Source organism: Paenibacillus rigui (assembly GCF_002234615.1).
Classification (GTDB): Bacteria; Bacillota; Bacilli; order Paenibacillales; family NBRC-103111; genus Paenibacillus_S; species Paenibacillus_S rigui.
Map to the genome: position 1 here is coordinate 37,064 of NZ_NMQW01000052.1, position 16,800 is coordinate 53,863.

Consider the following 16,800-nt stretch of genomic DNA (forward strand, 5'->3'; position numbering starts at 1 on the left):
GATACCTTGTTTTGCACGACATCCGCCATGCTCATTTATGGGAACGGATGCGGATGAGCATTGAGTTCCTCCGGATGCAAGGGCTTTTCTATATACCCGAGCTCGGCCGGCACTCGAAGCGCCCTTTCCAATCCCGCCAAACGGGTAAAATGGTAGCCAAACGTCATCGGCAGCATGCCGGGTATGAGTACTTTCACGCAGTGCAGCCCGTTACGTCTCAATTCCGGTGTTGTCTGGTCAACTACAACCACATCCAAATGCAGCCGGAGGAACTTGCCGATCATCGCCTTCAGGTCTTCGGTCAAATCCCGGTGCTTCGGAGCGGGCTCAAATTCTTGTGCGAACGCTCTGAGCGGTCGGTTTTCCTCCAGCAAAAAACGAAGCCGCGGCTCCGCCTCCGGCAAGCTGTACAGCATGGAATGGTCCTCCATGCTCCTAACCAGTGAAGGATTATGGAGCATCTGTATATAGTCCTCACGGTTCGCTTCGAACTTTTGGTCTAATGTAAGCATCATCCCCGACAGCTCGTGAACCGCACCTTTTGCTGCACGTACTGGATCCGGGTGCGCTCCGGCCGCACAAATAAGATTCAACCCATTAGGCTTTCTATTTTTGGCTATCGCCCAAATGCTGGGAATGCCATTTTCCATCGTCGCGTTAAACAAAAGCACATCAAAGCCGGCAATGGCCCGCAGCCGGTCTACTACGAGATTCAGGTCACGGTCTCCGGCAGATTGAGGATCTAGGCGGGGAAGCGGAAGTTTTGCGTACCATGTCAGCAAGAACGAATCGCGTTCCACGACCTCCAGCATCCCGTACATGATCGCTTCCTCCAAGCTTCCGCCCACGGCGCAGCCGTTGGATGTCTCGTACACGAAGCCTTGCCGACAGGGAGAGCTGTAATACGCGAGCCACTGCGGCACCAAAATCGGGCGTCCTTGCGCAAAAGAATAACCCCAGACCCAATGGGTCTCGGCATCAGGATCGAACGGCCTAAAGGGAAATCCAGGCAGCTCATACTGCTCCTTAGCATACAGCCCGACCGTCACGGGATCGAGAGCGTCCCCTGCAAATTGCCGGAAGCTGCCGATAATCACCGAGCGCTTGCCACGTGGCGCCATACCACAATAACGCTCTAGGCCTTCCAGAACAGCCGACAGCTCACTATCCGCATAGCTGTTCGTCCGGCCCGCCGTCAATTCGTCCTGCTCTAACATCGGTAGATTCACGGTTACATCGGCCAAGGGCGAAACCAGATCCAGCATTTTTCCGTTTAGTAATCCCGTCTTGTAATCGAAATAATCCTGGGTCAGAAAAGCTTTCAGCTCTTGGAGCGACCGGCTGCGGTAAATGTTATCTCCGACTTTTGGGGACGGCTTGAGCGAAATCTGGGCCGCATCACGCGAATCTTCAGGCAGACGTCCGCATATCGGACACAACGGGTCCGGGAGGAAGAAATGGCTGGAACAATTTAACGTTTTTAAGTTGACAAAAACCACATGTTCTTCCGTGCGGGAACGGCTTCGCCGCAGCACATTCCGTGATTCCGCCGTAAGCAAATGCGCCATATGCAGCAGTCCCGTGCGCGATGCCCAGGTGTCAGACAACATTCCCCCGGTCTCCGTCAATCGCTGCTGCAATGCCCGCATTTCCCCGCGATCGCGCCCTGCTGTAAGCTGCCGAGTATCGGCACACCTGGAGCATCCAGACTTGCCTGGCCTGACGAGCGGACCGATAACGCCTTCACCAAAAGCGACGAAACCACGGAGCCACGGTATACCTGCAGCCTGAAGCACTGCTTCCGCCTCACGGTGAACGTCTGGCTGCCAGGCATCGTTCAGTACCAAGGCAAAATCTACATCTTTCGGCAATCCCTCCCTGAAATCGGTCAAACGAACAATTTGGCTCTCGGAGATCAGCTCCCCACATACCAGCTCCGCCAGCACTCCTTCACCGACAACGGCTACGACCGCACTCATCCGGCTTCCCCCTCTCCCAGCAGCACACCGAAGACAGCAGCAGGACCATCACGCAAAAACGGCTCCACCGCCAAATCGATTACGAAAACTTCCCGGCCGCTAATTTTCAGCTTCCGCATCGCATCCCTAATCCCATCCAGCGTCGACTCCTCACCTGGGGCGGACAGCTCCAGCAGGACGCCCGAACCTAGCTGCACGGTCCTGACCTCCACTGCCTGCGACACGCGGTATGCGGATCCGTTTTGCGCCTTCATCAGAGATGCCTGCAGCGCCCTGCGCAGCGCCGTTGTAACGGTCAGGCCGGTTGCTGCGAACCATCCATACTCCGTACCGGCCCATACGACGGGAAATCCGCATACTTCCTCTCCAAGTCCAATCGTCGGTGTGGCCTGCATCGTAGTCAGCGCCTGTAAATAAAACCTGCATGGCTCGTCGTCAATCTGACCGAGCCGAGCCCGAACGACAATCGGCTTCATGCCTGTCATACGTGCCTCCAAATGCTTTGTCAAACAAGCCTGAAGTCCACGAACCATGCCTTCTGAGGCTGTCTCTCCGATACCGATGCCGATAAACTGCTCGGTGTTCACGAGAACCCCTGAAAGCCGCGATACATACGCCTCAAGCCCGGCAAGCCCCGCTTCACGCCGTGCTTCCCCGTGTGTCAATCCCGAACAAACGATGTCCGGCAGCATCCCGGCCGGCCCTTCTGACAGCGGATCAACTGCCTGAATGCGGCACTGTGACAAGGGCAGCTGGACGAGGTCCCCTTCCTCCCAGCTATGGAAAATTCCTGTCCGGTCCGAAGTCAACTTGCTGAAGTACGGAAACAGCCCATTTACTACTCCGCCTTCCGGTCCTTCCTCGAGCCGTAGCTCTGCGTTATCCACCCAGTTAGCTGTGGCGTTGATTTTCCCAGCAGCAAACGGATGCGGAAGTATGGGGTGCCAGTTTCCTTCCAATGTCTCCAAATCAAACAGATATAGTGAACTTCTCGGCTCCGGCTCGGAGACGCCAGTCACAGTCTTGAACAGCTCGAAAACAATCACATTCGAGAGCAGTGCCCCTGCCGTTGAGGAGAACGCAAACTGCTCTGGATCTTTAAACACTTCAGAATCGTGAATGCGCCGCCATGCCGATTCCCAACAGACCGCACTGTCCGGATGCACGATCGGGCCCGCTATGCCGGCCTGATGCAACCGAACAGCAGGAATCAGTGTTTTCCGTTCAGCTTGACATGCTTTATGAAGAAGCCGCAGTTCCTCGCAATCGCCCCGCTCAGATACATAGAGGATCGCTTGGAATGGCCGCACCGCTTCTCTCCAACCATCGGCGGTCTTGCTCGGCAATACAATTTCCCCGATTGCTACCTCGGGATCCGTCAAGCGAGCGTGCTCCGCTAAGGCCGTAAGCCGACGCCGATCCGTTGGCAGTGAATCCGTAATTAATGTGCAGAACCGAGGAAGACCCGATTCAAGAAGCGACGACACTAAAGAGGAAAAGATCTGGCCAGAGCCGATCGCGAGCACCTCAGCCTGACGGTAACACTGAAACCGATAAGCACCTGATTCGCCGAAGCTGTCAAGAAAAGCAATTTGACCTGCATACCTTCGGACCGTTTGCTTCGAGAGAATATGCGGGCGATCCTGACTCACATCGTGAGCAAAGCCTTTTTCCCTCAGCACTTCCGCGATTTCGTATACCCGATCCCGGTATGGGTCAGATAGCCCGTCCGTTAATTCCGCTAATGTGTGCTCCCCGTTGAACATAGGGATAAGCTTTTCCAGCCATCGGTCAATCATCTCGCCTTTCATGTGAAACGTGCCAACGTTGTTTCGGAAATAGACACTGTCATTTTGAAACGGCAAATAAAATGTATCCGCCTTTATCTTAAGGCGCGCAGACAGGGGCAACTTTGACATCTCAGCCCTCCTAACCGTAAATACTGTTCTCCAATTTGCAGTCTTCGTTCTATATCATATGTACTTCTATTTGTCCCTCATGTCAGACATCTTCTTATTTAGATAGAAAATCGCCTGCCGCACAGTGTTGTGCAGCAGACGATCGGTTTAGTGCTATCCGGAAGAGAAGCCGAAGGCGTCAGCGGCAGCGGTGGCCGCCACAAAAGCCGGCGCAGTTATGACAGCGAACGCCGCCACAGAAACCTGCGCAGTTACTACAGCGGACGCCACCACAAAAGCCGCCGCAAAACCCACCACAAACTCCTGCGCAAAATACGCCGCAAAAGCCTGCGCAAAAGCCGGCACAAACCCCCGCACAAAATCCAACGCAAAGACGAGCAGGATCCACTGGCTCCTGACCATTCGGGAATTGGCCTGCGTAATACTGGGCTTGCTGCTCCCAAGGCGTCATTTCCGTTGCCTGGAACTGCGAAACATCCAACTGTTGAAGCTCATTTTGAAAATTGGTCATGTGATAAACCTCCATTAACTTTTTATATCGACATGATTCCAACTTATGGTCGACACTCCGCATTTGTTACTGAGTCAAAGGCCTATTTTTTGGGCGTCTGTACCAAAATCCGGACACGCAAAACACCAGCCCCGGTTAATCTCTGAGGACAGCTGTTTTTTCCTTATGGGGAGAAAACTCTAGAAATATTGCATAGAAAAAAGCCGCCAACGGCGGCTCGTCAAATCCTTCGTCTAAAGTCTGATGGTGAAAGGTTCGTCCAACGTTTGAATTGTTTGCTAAAATAGGAAACATCACGGTATCCTAAACGTGCCGCGACCTGTTCAATCGTCAGGTCTTGCTGCGACAGAAGCAATTTTGACTCCCGAAGCTTTATGTTGGAGATATAGTCGCGGGGGGAAACGCCATACATACTTTTAAACACTCGGGTACAATAGGTTGGATGGTACCCAAGCTCTTCCGCTACCTCTTTGATTCCGTGTTTGATTAAAACATCCCCTCCAACTTCTGCCCAATCGTCTGCTAGACTAGTAATTTTTTTGGCTATCCGTGAAGCGAGTCTGTCGTAACGATTCTCATTTCCTAGAATATGATGCATCGGATTAGCCACAGTGCGGCATATTGCTGATATCACTTCTAAAAATAGACTGACATTTTTCAAGTCATTGTAATGTTTATCTCCCTCAGCTCCGATTGTGTCAATTCTCATCAAGGCAGGATAAAGAGCTTCCCATAAAGGGCTTCCTTCTGGATGCAAAGAGTCTTTGATTTTTAACAACGACTGCCTTAATTGCGGCTCATCCACATTAAAATGCATGCATACATAGGTTATATTCTGATTGTCGGGACAATGGCAGCTGTGGACTTCGTCCGGCTTTATGAATAGGATGTCCCCTGCTGTCATTTTGAACTTCCGATCTGTCAGGTTGAAGTACTGCGTTCCCTCTAAAACCATATTCAATTCAAAAAATTGATGATTATGCTTTGGAAAAGACCATCCAGCCTCCGACTTCCTTCGGTGAGCCTGAAACATATGTAGGGTCATGTGAAAGCTTGATATATCAACATATTGGATTGTTTTCGATCTCATTTTCATCTTACTGGACCCCCTTTTCAACTGCGTAGTGTCGCCCACCTATTTGGCAAGCGTCTCAACAGGTTGTTTTATGTCGCCAGCCGTATATAAATGCGAACATTAAAATGGAAACTAAATGAACCCGGTACCTCAGTAGTGTAAGTTGTTTACTTTCAGCCTAATTTTCGGGGGAGCTATATTGTAATTATTATCAAATTTAACCAATTATTCAATAGGTGGATCACGCCCCTATTCCCTGTACAATTCTCGTTTTAGAGTTCATCGGGGCAAGGCTGGTCTGAATTCCAAATAAAACAGCGCAAATTTATACCCTCTAATCATATCAAGGTATATATTTGCGCTTTGGATCCGGTAAATGCCTATGAAATTATTCGATTTTATTTATTATATATTCTGTAAAGCATTACTGCAGCTTCGGCCCTGGTTGAATTTCCCATCGGATTCAGCATGTTCCCGCTACCTTCAACAACCCCGCCTTTTATCAATGAAGCAACACCCTGCACGGCATAGTCGGCTACATTAGCCTTATCATCAAAGGCCGCTAAATCGTTCTCCGAGCCTTGTGTGTCCAACTTTCCTGCTAGTTTCATCGCTCTGGATAACAGAACCATCATATCTTGTCTGGATATGGGTTCATCAGGATTGAATGTGCCATCCTCTTGACCATTAGTAAGGTCAAGCTTCGCAATGCCTACGGCCTCGTAATAATAATCAGTCGGCAGCACATCGTTGAAGTTGGATCTAACGGCTGCTGTAAAGCCAAACGTCTTCGTTAACAGAATCATAAAATCCGCACGAGTAATATTCGCTCCCGGATTGAAAGCCGTCTCTGTGGTGCCGGATATGATGCCTTTTGCTGCCATGACTTCAATCTGCTTTTTCGCCCAGCCGACAGAATCCAAATCGGCAAAAGTCTTCATCACAAATGCGACGGCATAAGTAGTAAAATGTGTGGTTGTAAAAGTAACTGTGCCAGTCGCGCTATCGTATTTTCCACTCGGCACAGGTTGTACATTACCGCTGTTACTTATAAACCAGACAACTATATGCTCTGGGTCTTTCAATTCCTCCGCTGTTGGCTGATACAGGACTGAAACCGTAACCGGGGCATCGGGGTTATTATATGTGATTCTTTTACCGCCCGCTGTAATGGTTAACTCAATGACAGGCTTGTTTCCGACCTTCTCTTGGACTTCAGCTGGCAATGCAGCTTTGTCTGCTCTGCCAACTGCAAGACTAACTTCTGTTGCTGGTTCCAAGCTTTCATTTTCCAACATATTTTGTGGAACCGTAACAGAACCCAGTTCTGTTACAACTGTTATCTTTTTGTCTGAGCTTGACATAAGCAGGCTGGCTGGCAAATAAAGTTGATACTTATTAGCACCCACAGTTTCTTTCATTTCAACAACCACATTTGCTCCTGCAGCATTTATCGCATCTTCACTGGAAAGGGATGCGGATGCCGTCCCGCTTGCTTTGTCCATCTTCACCTCTGGTGAAATCTTAACATCCGGCTTTTCTAAAGGCTGAACCGGCGGTAATGACGGCGTTTCTGGAGTAGGGTTATTGGTTGTAGATGAAGTAGAATTAGATGATGATCCCCCTCCACCATTATGTTTTTTGCGATCAGTTTCACTCATATAATAGCTAGCTGACGCAACAGCATCAGGCCTCTGCCCGTTTACTGTAATCATATAGTTTCCAATAATCCTGTTTTGAATTGAATAATTTATGCTGTAAGCTCCGTTTGCACCAGTGACGCCATCTTGCCTGTACTCCTCATTCCCCATTGGATTTACAATACGAACCGTGTACTTATTTCCTTCAGAAACTCCGAGATAACCAGAGACGATTAGATTTCTAACACCATCTAATGCGACACTGACGCTCATCTTCACTTCAAAGGTTGTAACATTTACTTGCTCTTCACTTTGTCCGCTGACAGTTACGGTAAATGTGCCGTTGATTCTTTGCTTCAGTTTATAACTGAATTGGTAGGTACCATTAGCACCAGTGACAGCCTGTTTTATATAATCCAACTGGTTTAATGGGTCAATAACTTGTACGGTTACAATAGTCCCTTGTGCCGAACCTAGCGTTCCGGTTATCATAACTCTTCCTGTATTCTCATCATATAACGCACTGATCGTTGGTGCGGAAGCAAGTGCAGACGGAATCATCATTCCGAAACACATGAGGAAAGATAGTAGTAAAACCGCCCATCTTCGCAATTGTATTCCTCCTTGGAATAGATACGGGAGGAGGGGGAGAAGTACCCTTCCCGCCACATATACTGATTTTTGTAAAAAGTATTTTGTGAAAATGAGAAGCGGCGCCCAAGGAATCTTAATGGAATTTGAAATGCTGCTTCTCGGGCACCTAACATCAACTTATCATGAATAAGACAAGATCATTGAAGCACAGCTTCGTTCGAAATAACGGACTTATTAGCAAGACTGTTCCAGGCGAAGGCTTTCACTTTCCAGCCAGTCAAATTTTCCGGCATTTTCATTATCGCCATGAAAGACTTATCCGAACCAGCAGCCACCGTTTGATCAGCAAATGTATACGTAGCCATCTTATTATCAGCATCAAAAAGTGCGATGACCATAATACCCGACTTATCTACTAACGAATTGTTGTGGAAAGTTACCGAAACATATATATCCTTTGATGCCGCCATCCTGGAAAGTGTGTTTCCTTGGAGGTCTTTTATAGATATCGCCGAAGCTGTAAAGACGCCGGCTCCCCATTCCTTACTGTAAGTGATGGTATACGTATAGACCCCTGCAATTGCAAAATCGTCGATTGCTGATACAACGAGCTTATTCGTTCCCTCAGTCAATGTTAACGGTACACTGAAAGACTCGTTTGCTTGTTTGGTTTCTGCGTTTACAATCGTGGTTCCATTCAAAGTAATGGTAACCTTCGCGTTTTTGTTGACGCTGCCGCTATAGGTGTACTTCGGATCGTTAACTGTAGACGGAACAGACTGGTTAGGCGTTACGATGGTTCCTACTTTGTTGTAGGTGACGGCAATTTGCTTCGAATTCACAAAATCCCCGAATGATTCCGTATTCAGAGCGCTAACTACGATTTTATTCAAGCCATCGTTTAACTGAATGGGTTTTGAAAAACTTTGTCCGGCTGCAACAGTAAAAGGATCGACCAGATTAAGTCCATCTCTTGTAATAGAGATCGTCGCATGATCCACCATGGTCCCTTGTATGGTGTACTGGGGAATATTGGTGGTATCGGTTGAAGCATTCGTGATACTAAATGCCGCGCCGCGTTTTACCGTCACCTCTTTGAAAGTTGCGGATGTTAAGTAATCGTTATTGTTCGTTCCCTTGTGAGCGTCAACTGCCATCCCCAGGTAAATCTGATCTGCCATATCAACAGTTGCAGACGCGACTAATCTCCAGTGCGTTAAATCCGAACCCGCATAACCCGAGATTACATTGCCTTTACGAATCAATTTCAAATAGTAAGGAGGAGCGAAATGATCTTGCTCTGTCGTTACCTCGCCGAGATTACTATAATTGGCTGATTTTGTTGCCCTATTTAGCATGGTTGCGTATTTCCCCTCATATTCCTCCTCGGACATCACAAGCATAGTAGCTTTAGAGCCGGGCTCGAGAGTTTCGCGCGCCATCAAACCAAACTTGACACCGTTATCAACCTCTGAGTCAAAGGCTACATTCGAAACCATCTCAAAATCCCCTTGAACGGGCTGATACACATAATGAAATGAATCTGATGCAGCGGATAAGTTACCTGAACCTTTAACTGTGAATGTCGTTCCTGTAAGGTTTGCAGTACCGGGTATGGCCACTGTTCCGATATCTTTAGAAGTCCACGGAGCCGCGACATTTTCCGGACCCTTCACATAAATGATAACGACAGACGATAACGTCATCGTTCCTGTGTCGTCAATCGCCTTGGCATACATATAATGCTGCCCTAATGGAGCACCTTTCCATGTAAAGGAGTAAGGTGCGGCAAGGGACTCACCAATTTTCGTGCTGCCATCGTAGAACTCAACTTTGGCAATCGTACCGTCTTTGTCAGAGGCGGTCGCATTTATGGTAACATCACTCCCGGCAGTAAACTGCTGATACATCTTCGGAGCAGTAACTGAAACATCGGGATTGGCAGAACCCGTTGTTGTTAAAGTATTGAGGTACTTCTCAAGGTTTGTATAGCCATCGTTATTGTAATCGCCATTGCGGTCTGAAGCATCACCCGGATTCAAGCCATGAGCATTTTCCCAAGCATCCGGCATTCCGTCGTGGTCACTATCTGCAGGGGCAGGCAGAGAATTAAGCACGGGTAAGCCTCCATCGCTTGCGATTGTGTTAACTATTTTACCTGTACCCTTCTTCACATCATTTATAATGCGGGCATCCAGTTGGTCTAATTTAGGTAAAGTTGCTCCTGAACCGGCGAGAACCTTGTTGTAGGCATTTATAGCGCTATCCGTAGAAACCGGACCACCGATCGGGTCATTAAAATCAGGAATTACAGCAGGTTTTGTCAGCTTGGTCAAGGACCCAAATCCAAAATCCGGACTAACGCCACTCCAGTTATCGGCAGTAACAGATGGAGAGCCTTCCATAATATTCCCGTCAATATACCATGTACCAGCATATTGTCCAGATGGGTTTGCCAAACGAGACTTGACACCATCAAAAGTACTTGGACCAGGCTTATAGTAATTGTTCACCATGTTGATTGCTGTGGATAGTTCTCCCCCATACGTCGAATTAAAACCCCAGTTATAAATAACATTATTACGAAAATCAACTTTTAACGGGCTCTTATCTGTTTGTTTATCGAACCGGGGATTTCTGCTGACATGGTTGGCAATCAGGTTATGATGAAAGGTTACATTTTCTCCGCCCCAAATACCGCCAAAACCGTGAGCACCCTTCCCATGGATGGATGGATTGATTCAAACTGTCAGCAACAATTGACCATTGAACGGTAATATTTTTATGTTCTCTTGTTGACAAATCTTCATCTGTGCTCCAGCTAAAAGAACAGTGGTCCACAATCACATTATCTCCAGATACATCCGCCGCATCACCAAGAAGATTAATTCCACCCCGGAAACGGATATATCGCAAGATAATGTTTGTTCCATTTGTCCCGGCTCCAATACTGACCATATAACCACTTATTGCAATACCGTCCCCGGGAGCCGTTTGTCCGGCAACAGTTGTATTGCTTGAACCAATGGTTAGCCGTTCCTTCAGCTCGATCGTACCGGACAACCGGAATACAATGGTTCGATTCGGCTGGCTGACCGCATCCCGAAACGATCCTGGAATCGGTGATTCACCAGCTGTGGGAGAGTAATCCGCCAACGTTGTTACCTCGTAAACGGTTTGACCTCGTCCGCCGGTCGCATACATCGCACCGCCTTCCGCTCCAGGGAATGCAGGCAATTTCTTCTTGGCATTCGGATCGATCTTAATCGTTAATGTTTGAATCGTTCCTGCGTTGCCTTTATCATCTACCAAACGATAATCAACTTTGTTCGTTCCCGTAGCAGTTACCTCGAATTCAGCGCTGTAAGTTGTCCAAGCGCCGCCGTTGATTCGATATTGTGCAGATTTAGAGCCGTACTCATTATTCGAAATTCTCAATGAAGCAACTACAGAAGTTGTATAAACATCCCCTACTCCATCTGGTGTGCCGGGCGCTAAGCTTGCAGTAACCTTGGACGAAGCTTTTGGCAGAATCACCAGCTGGGACGGATCCCATCCGTCAAACACTCGCGGAATCGTAAAATTATTAGCTTGTTGAGCGCTCATGGCAAAATGGCTCGAGTCTGAGTCAGCACCTAGTTTACGCGTTGATGGACTTGCGCCTGGCCCCGTGCTGTTATATTCGGAATAGTAATACTGCGTAATATCAGGATTCATGGGCGTCCAGCCGTCCGGATTAATATGGCTATCCATCCATGTGTTGATATAGCGAACCGTCGGTTGATCTTGCCAAGGACGGCCCAAATGATGCAAGCCTTTCGTGCTGCTGTCCTTCATCAGTCGGGAATTCAAAAATACCAAGCCTGGAACGGTGCCGTCAGCATTTTGTTTCGTTGCAGCAGCTGTTACAAAGCCGCCAGTATTGTTTGCATCGTCTGTGTTAATACTGATCGCATCCACATGGTCAAAGACTGCATTCGCAGGCCCGTAAATATAGTCTGTACGTCCAGTTATTACACTATTGTGAAAGTAAGCCCTGCCAATCCGCGGAGCGGTGTTGGATAATCCCACATAAACTGTATCTTGATAACCGGTGAATTTGACATTTTCAAACACAGCTTGGTCTGCATTAACAGCCATCGCAAGCCCTTGACCTTCAGATGGAGGAGCATTATTGGAGATTGTAATGTTTTCCATCATGAAGTTATTAGCATTGACGATGAGTGTGGAAAGGTCCCTTGCTTGATTCGGCTTTTTATAATCAGACCCATCGCTTACAATCTGTGTCTTATCTCGGCTTGCGCCAACGATACTTACATAAGGAGAAGAAACCGTTACTTTCTCGTTGTAAACCCCTTCATTCACATAAATAACAACACGTGAAGTATTTGTGCTAGGAATCGAGCTTACCGCTGCTTGCACGGTAGTATAGTTCCCTTGACCATTCGCATCAACGACGATCACTTTCGCTGGAGCTACAATTAATTCCTTGGAGTTAGCGCTCTCACCGTTTGCATTAAGTGCAGTTACTACATAATAATATTGCGTTCCATTAACCACGCTAGTATCAGTAAAAACCGGTGAGGTTAAAGAACTGGCAACCGAGACATACCCGCTGTCGCTCGTCGTACTTCTGTTGACAGTGTAAGAGGTTGCATCTGCAACTGGATCCCAGGATAATGATACGCTGCCATCATTCGCAATAGCCGAGAACCCGGCCGGTGCTGCTGGAGCGACTGTTGGAGCTTCATAGGGCATCACGCTTGTTTGGTCAGATATCATACTTTCAATTCCTGAAACGCTTGTTGCCGTAACGACATAATAATACCGGGTGCCATTCATCAGGGTGTTATCGGTATCAATAAAAGACAATGCCGAGATATTGGTTGCGACTTGTGTATAGGGTCCTCCATTGACGGTACTTCGCAATACTTTATAATAGCTTGCTTCTGGCACTGAATTCCATGTCAGAGTGACTTGTTGATTCCCTGCTGCTGCCACAACTCCCGTCGGGCGCTCAGTAACGGTCGCCGCTGCTGCAGTTGTTATTGGATTTGCCATAATAGTAAAAGGGAAGAGTTGGAAAACTAGCAGTAATATCGTCCCTATTTGAAGGGCTTTCTTCATTGCGCAACCTCCTATAAAGATGATCATTGTAGTAGAGATTCTTCAGATAATGGTTTCATTCCATCCAGGTTATTCCATTCGAAAGCTTCTAACGAACAGCCAGTGGTTACTTCTGGCATAGTAAATCCGGCATACAGCACTCGCTTCTCTCCAGGCGCCAAATTTGCGACAGCCATTGAATACTTCAGCATGGTGCCGTTGGCATCGTAAAGTACGAATATGAGCGTGACTTCCTTTGCTGTAGCTGTAGTATTGGAAATTTCTTTCGAAGCTGTAATATCTTTCGCTGGCGCAATAGAAGCAACTTGACTACCGCTTAAATCATAGTAAACCGGTTTCCCTGCCCAAAACATATACTGGACGGAATAAGTAGCTTTTGTAACGTTGCCAGATTGGTCGGTATTGATAATATCAAGGTTATTCATCCCTTCCGAGAAAGTGATCGGATAAGAGAATGCCCCCTTGATATTGGCATAAACAGAATCGACAACTGCTGTTCCGTTATTGATTATTTGAATTCTCGATAGCTTATTTGTTGACCCGGTCAACGTAAATGCAGCAGCCTTTACCTGATTTGGCGGCCCGGCAATTTGCAGCGCTGGGTTAGTTACATCGTAAGTGATTGATGCTACGCTTGAATCGAATAGCTTAACACCTGACCGATTTGCTGTTACTTGCAGATTATTAACACCCGGTGACAGCTTGATTGGAACAGCATATTTGCTTTGGGTTAGTGTGGTTGAATATATTTGAATCGAATTATTGTAAACATTCAGTGTGACGCCAGTTTCATAAACGCTTCCTGTCACCGTAAAATTGTCATTATTAACAAAGCTGGTGACCGGGTCCATTGTCAAACCAACAGGAGTCCGCTCTGCCAACACGAAATAACCAATATTGGTTTTCGTAGTCGTGTTAGTTCCCATTGTGACTGTTGCGTTCGCGGCAAACGTCTGCTTGTAAATCTTTAAAACAACCGCTCCGCCATCAAGTTGGATCTTGTCGCCGGTATCGGTCCATGAAGAAGACAGCCATGCAGGCACATCCTCGCGGTCATCGATCGCAACGTAAACCGTTGCTTTGTCACGAACCGGAAAGGTTGCCATGGTGGTTTTATCCGCAAAGGTCTGTGATCTGCTATCAGTATAGATCCAATCCATTTTCGAATATTTGGTTGGCAGATCCGTAATTTTGTAAATACTAGAATAGAATGGGCTGTCGCCCACATTAATTCCCGACTTCACGGCCCAGTTTGCTGAATAATAGGACGCAAATAGCGTGATATCTCCAATAATACTGTTGCTTAGAGAAGCCACTGGAACACTAGCATTGGGTACAACACCATTTTGATAGGTTGGAGCACTCTCATAATATTTACCGGTTCGAGTATCTTGCAAAACAGATGTTATCGCGATGTCATACGACTGACCATTTACAATCCTTGGAGACGTAGTGCCGACATAGTAGTTTTTTGCAGATCCTCTTTCAGTCGGATTGTTTTTTGAATTATATCTCAATACATACCATGGATCATTAGGCTTGCTGGATAAACGTGTTTTGATATTGTAGTAGGAAGCCTCTGTTACAGATTCAAACCATAATCCGATTTCTTGGTCACGCGGCACCCATGAATATATGGCTGGCGATTTGGGTATATCGTTCTGTGAAGAACTCGTTACCTTTAAGTTTGTAATATATTCCCCGCCATTCCCGCTTGGAGTTCCGATTAGAATTTTTGCAATATCGGTGTTGAGCTCCAAGTCTTGTCTACTGGCAGCAAGCGCCCCATTGAGCCAGAAGTTAAACTTTTTGGATACCAGATTGGCTTCGATCTTGATGTCATACCAAACGCCTACATCATAAGCTCCAGTCATCGCGGTAGGGGTTGGCCAGAAAATAAACCCTTTACTTGTTGAATTCTCGGTTCCAATCCGAAGCACCGGGGTTCCTGCACTGCTGACAAAAGTAATCAACTGATTTCTAACCCTAGCGCCTGACGGCTGCATGAACTTGAATTGTGCGGTAACAATGCCCGTTTGTGGTGTAAATGTTTTGCCGATGGATAATGTGCTGGAGCCAACGCCGGAAACATTCAGGTACATCCCCTTATTCCCATTTGCATCTGTGTAGACTTGGGCAGAGCTCTTTCCAGAAGTGGGGCTATAGACCGCATAACCGACTGAATCTGCTGTTGTTCCATCATCCAAAGCCGTAAAGTCATCGTCAACTAATACGCTATTCGCACCAGCTAGAACTGCAGCAGATGCAGCAGGCGATTCAATGAGACCGTTTCCAATAAATAAGTTAAGTACCAACAAGAAGCATAATATCTTTGCAATCTGATCGCGCAAAGCTTTCGACACCTCCAATTAACTGATTGTAAATTTTCACCTTCACAACAACCTGTTAGTTATGCAGGAGTTGAGTTTTCAAATATTCATCCATCCTTCCAGGTTCACTCAAGTAAATCCCCCCTTTCATCTCGACGAATCGCTTGCAAAAGACGGAAATTTGTAAGCGTAGTCATTTTGAATATTACAGATATGATTACTTGCCTAATTATGCATTCTTGAAATCATCAAAATATATAATTAGGCAAAACTGTAAATTAATTCGTAGTTTCCAATGATTTATAAATTTCTATCTTATAAAATTGAACTAAATATTTGGCACTATATATTTCCACCATCTATTCACACAATCTATTGTAAGGTAATAGAGAAACCACACCATGGGCAGACTGAACCTGAATTTGCACTGAGTAGAATAAAACTGCAGCCGACAGCACATAGGGCTTCATTGATTCTGCCTAATTTTCGAAAAAGCCGTAAACTTCGTTCATATCAAAAAAAGTTGACTAAGATCCAGTTCTTGGTGAGTCCGACACACCGCCCACGATAACAAAAAGCAGCCGCGATCAATGCAACGGCTGCCCGTGTGTCCATGAAGAAAAAGCTTTTCATAACCACCCTCTCGGGAAATTATAAAAAGCTAATCCGCTTTAAATCCTTTATTGCTTTCCTTAAAATTTTTCAGGAAATTGTTTGACAATACCGTCTGTTAGAATATCCGCCAAATGAATCATATGGATCTCGTTCTTATCGGTTGCTGCAATATCCGCTTTCCAATCCCCTCTGAGACAATCAAGGACTATTTCCGTAATCAACTGCAGATGCGTATACAGCATATCCTGCAGCGTTTTAAACTGCCAGTTCGGATTCGCTGAGCTTAAAAATTTGGCGATATCATCGGCATTCCTATGCCAATCCGCTTCTAGCTTCTTCACATCCGTCTGATTGCCCGCTTTGGCAGCCGCTACAATTTTCCCTGCGATCAGTATATGCTCTCTCAGAAGATCAGCCAGCTTATTGCCGACAGCTTCCCCATAATAAGGCTTAATCGCATTGCCAATGTCCTGCTGGTTCTGCAAAAGCCGATCCAATACGTCTTTCTGATCCGGACGATTGGATATGGCGCTGACAATATAGCTTCTTGTCCATATCGTATGATCGATCCAAGCCTTTTGCATATCGGTTTTCAGCTGCACCATTTTGGGACTTAGACAAACTGAACCCTTCTCCTCGTTTACCTTCGCTTGAACGGATACTACCGGCATCATGCTAAAAATAAGCGTCAGGTTTAACAATAACGCCAGCAACCCTTTATTCTTCACATTCATCTGCTCCTCTATACGTTTATATTAAACCGGATTAGTAATATTATGGCTAAAGTAACCGATTATATACAGAGGCCTACAGCATTCCGCTAAGCTATGCATCGATCAAGATTTTTTATCGAGAAGGGTTCAAGCACAAGTATCTTTAAAAACAAAAAAAGCCGCAATTACGCGACTTTTAAGCATACAAGTACATGACAACATATCTAGGCTTGTAGCGTGACAACAACTTTCCAGTAAACATAAAGACACATGGCTGTGACAAGTCAGGTTTAGAGA

9 protein-coding genes are annotated in these 16,800 nt (G+C 46.6%); 1 reads left to right on the forward strand and 8 read right to left on the reverse strand.

What is annotated here, in order from left to right; all coding sequences use genetic code 11:
* Positions 1–35: 35 nt before the first annotated feature.
* Positions 36–1,979 carry a TOMM precursor leader peptide-binding protein gene (locus tag CF651_RS27730; RefSeq protein WP_094018107.1) on the reverse strand — a complete coding sequence of 648 codons (1,944 nt, stop codon included), beginning with the start codon at positions 1,977–1,979 and terminating at the stop codon, positions 36–38.
* Positions 1,976–3,898 (reverse strand): putative thiazole-containing bacteriocin maturation protein, encoded by a 1,923-nt coding sequence (locus CF651_RS27735; protein WP_094018108.1) that lies wholly within the window; start codon positions 3,896–3,898, stop codon positions 1,976–1,978. The genes CF651_RS27730 and CF651_RS27735 overlap by 4 nt, the downstream gene beginning before the upstream one ends.
* 129 nt (positions 3,899–4,027) lie before the next feature.
* Between CF651_RS27735 and CF651_RS33460 the strand changes: the two genes are divergently transcribed.
* Positions 4,028–4,555 (forward strand): hypothetical protein, encoded by a 528-nt coding sequence (locus tag CF651_RS33460; protein WP_425436343.1) that lies wholly within the window; start codon positions 4,028–4,030, stop codon positions 4,553–4,555.
* A gap of 74 nt (positions 4,556–4,629) precedes the next feature.
* Here the strand turns inward: CF651_RS33460 and CF651_RS27745 are convergent, their stop codons facing one another.
* From CF651_RS27745 to CF651_RS27765, 6 genes are all read right to left on the reverse strand, one after another.
* The gene (locus tag CF651_RS27745; RefSeq protein WP_094018110.1) at positions 4,630–5,505 is read right to left on the reverse strand and encodes an AraC family transcriptional regulator; all 876 of its coding nucleotides are present in this window, start codon (positions 5,503–5,505) and stop codon (positions 4,630–4,632) included.
* 377 nt (positions 5,506–5,882) lie between these two features.
* Entirely contained in the window at positions 5,883–7,736 is a 1,854-nt protein-coding gene (locus CF651_RS27750; protein WP_094018111.1) for an S-layer homology domain-containing protein, read from the reverse strand.
* 179 nt (positions 7,737–7,915) lie between these two features.
* Positions 7,916–10,177 (reverse strand): Ig-like domain-containing protein, encoded by a 2,262-nt coding sequence (locus CF651_RS33010; protein ID WP_245856181.1) that lies wholly within the window; start codon positions 10,175–10,177, stop codon positions 7,916–7,918.
* Between the two features lie 202 nt (positions 10,178–10,379).
* Positions 10,380–12,845, reverse strand: a complete 2,466-nt coding sequence (locus CF651_RS33015) for a pectinesterase family protein (protein ID WP_245856182.1) — start codon at positions 12,843–12,845, stop codon at positions 10,380–10,382.
* Positions 12,846–12,868: 23 nt separating this feature from the next.
* The gene (locus tag CF651_RS27760; protein WP_094018112.1) at positions 12,869–15,196 is read right to left on the reverse strand and encodes a hypothetical protein; all 2,328 of its coding nucleotides are present in this window, start codon (positions 15,194–15,196) and stop codon (positions 12,869–12,871) included.
* Positions 15,197–15,867: 671 nt separating this feature from the next.
* Positions 15,868–16,518, reverse strand: a complete 651-nt coding sequence (locus CF651_RS27765; protein WP_179233021.1) for a glycosyltransferase — start codon at positions 16,516–16,518, stop codon at positions 15,868–15,870.
* Positions 16,519–16,800 lie beyond the last annotated feature (282 nt).

Bases quoted from the DNA above. Each gene is read 5' to 3' on its own strand.
- CF651_RS27745 (WP_094018110.1), bottom strand. From the start codon at position 5,505: ATGAAAATGAGATCGAAAACAATCCAATATGTTGATATATCAAGCTTT.
- CF651_RS27730 (WP_094018107.1), bottom strand. From the start codon at position 1,979: ATGAGTGCGGTCGTAGCCGTTGTCGGTGAAGGAGTGCTGGCGGAGCTG.
- CF651_RS27735 (WP_094018108.1), bottom strand. From the start codon at position 3,898: ATGTCAAAGTTGCCCCTGTCTGCGCGCCTTAAGATAAAGGCGGATACA.
- CF651_RS33015 (WP_245856182.1), bottom strand. From the start codon at position 12,845: ATGAAGAAAGCCCTTCAAATAGGGACGATATTACTGCTAGTTTTCCAA.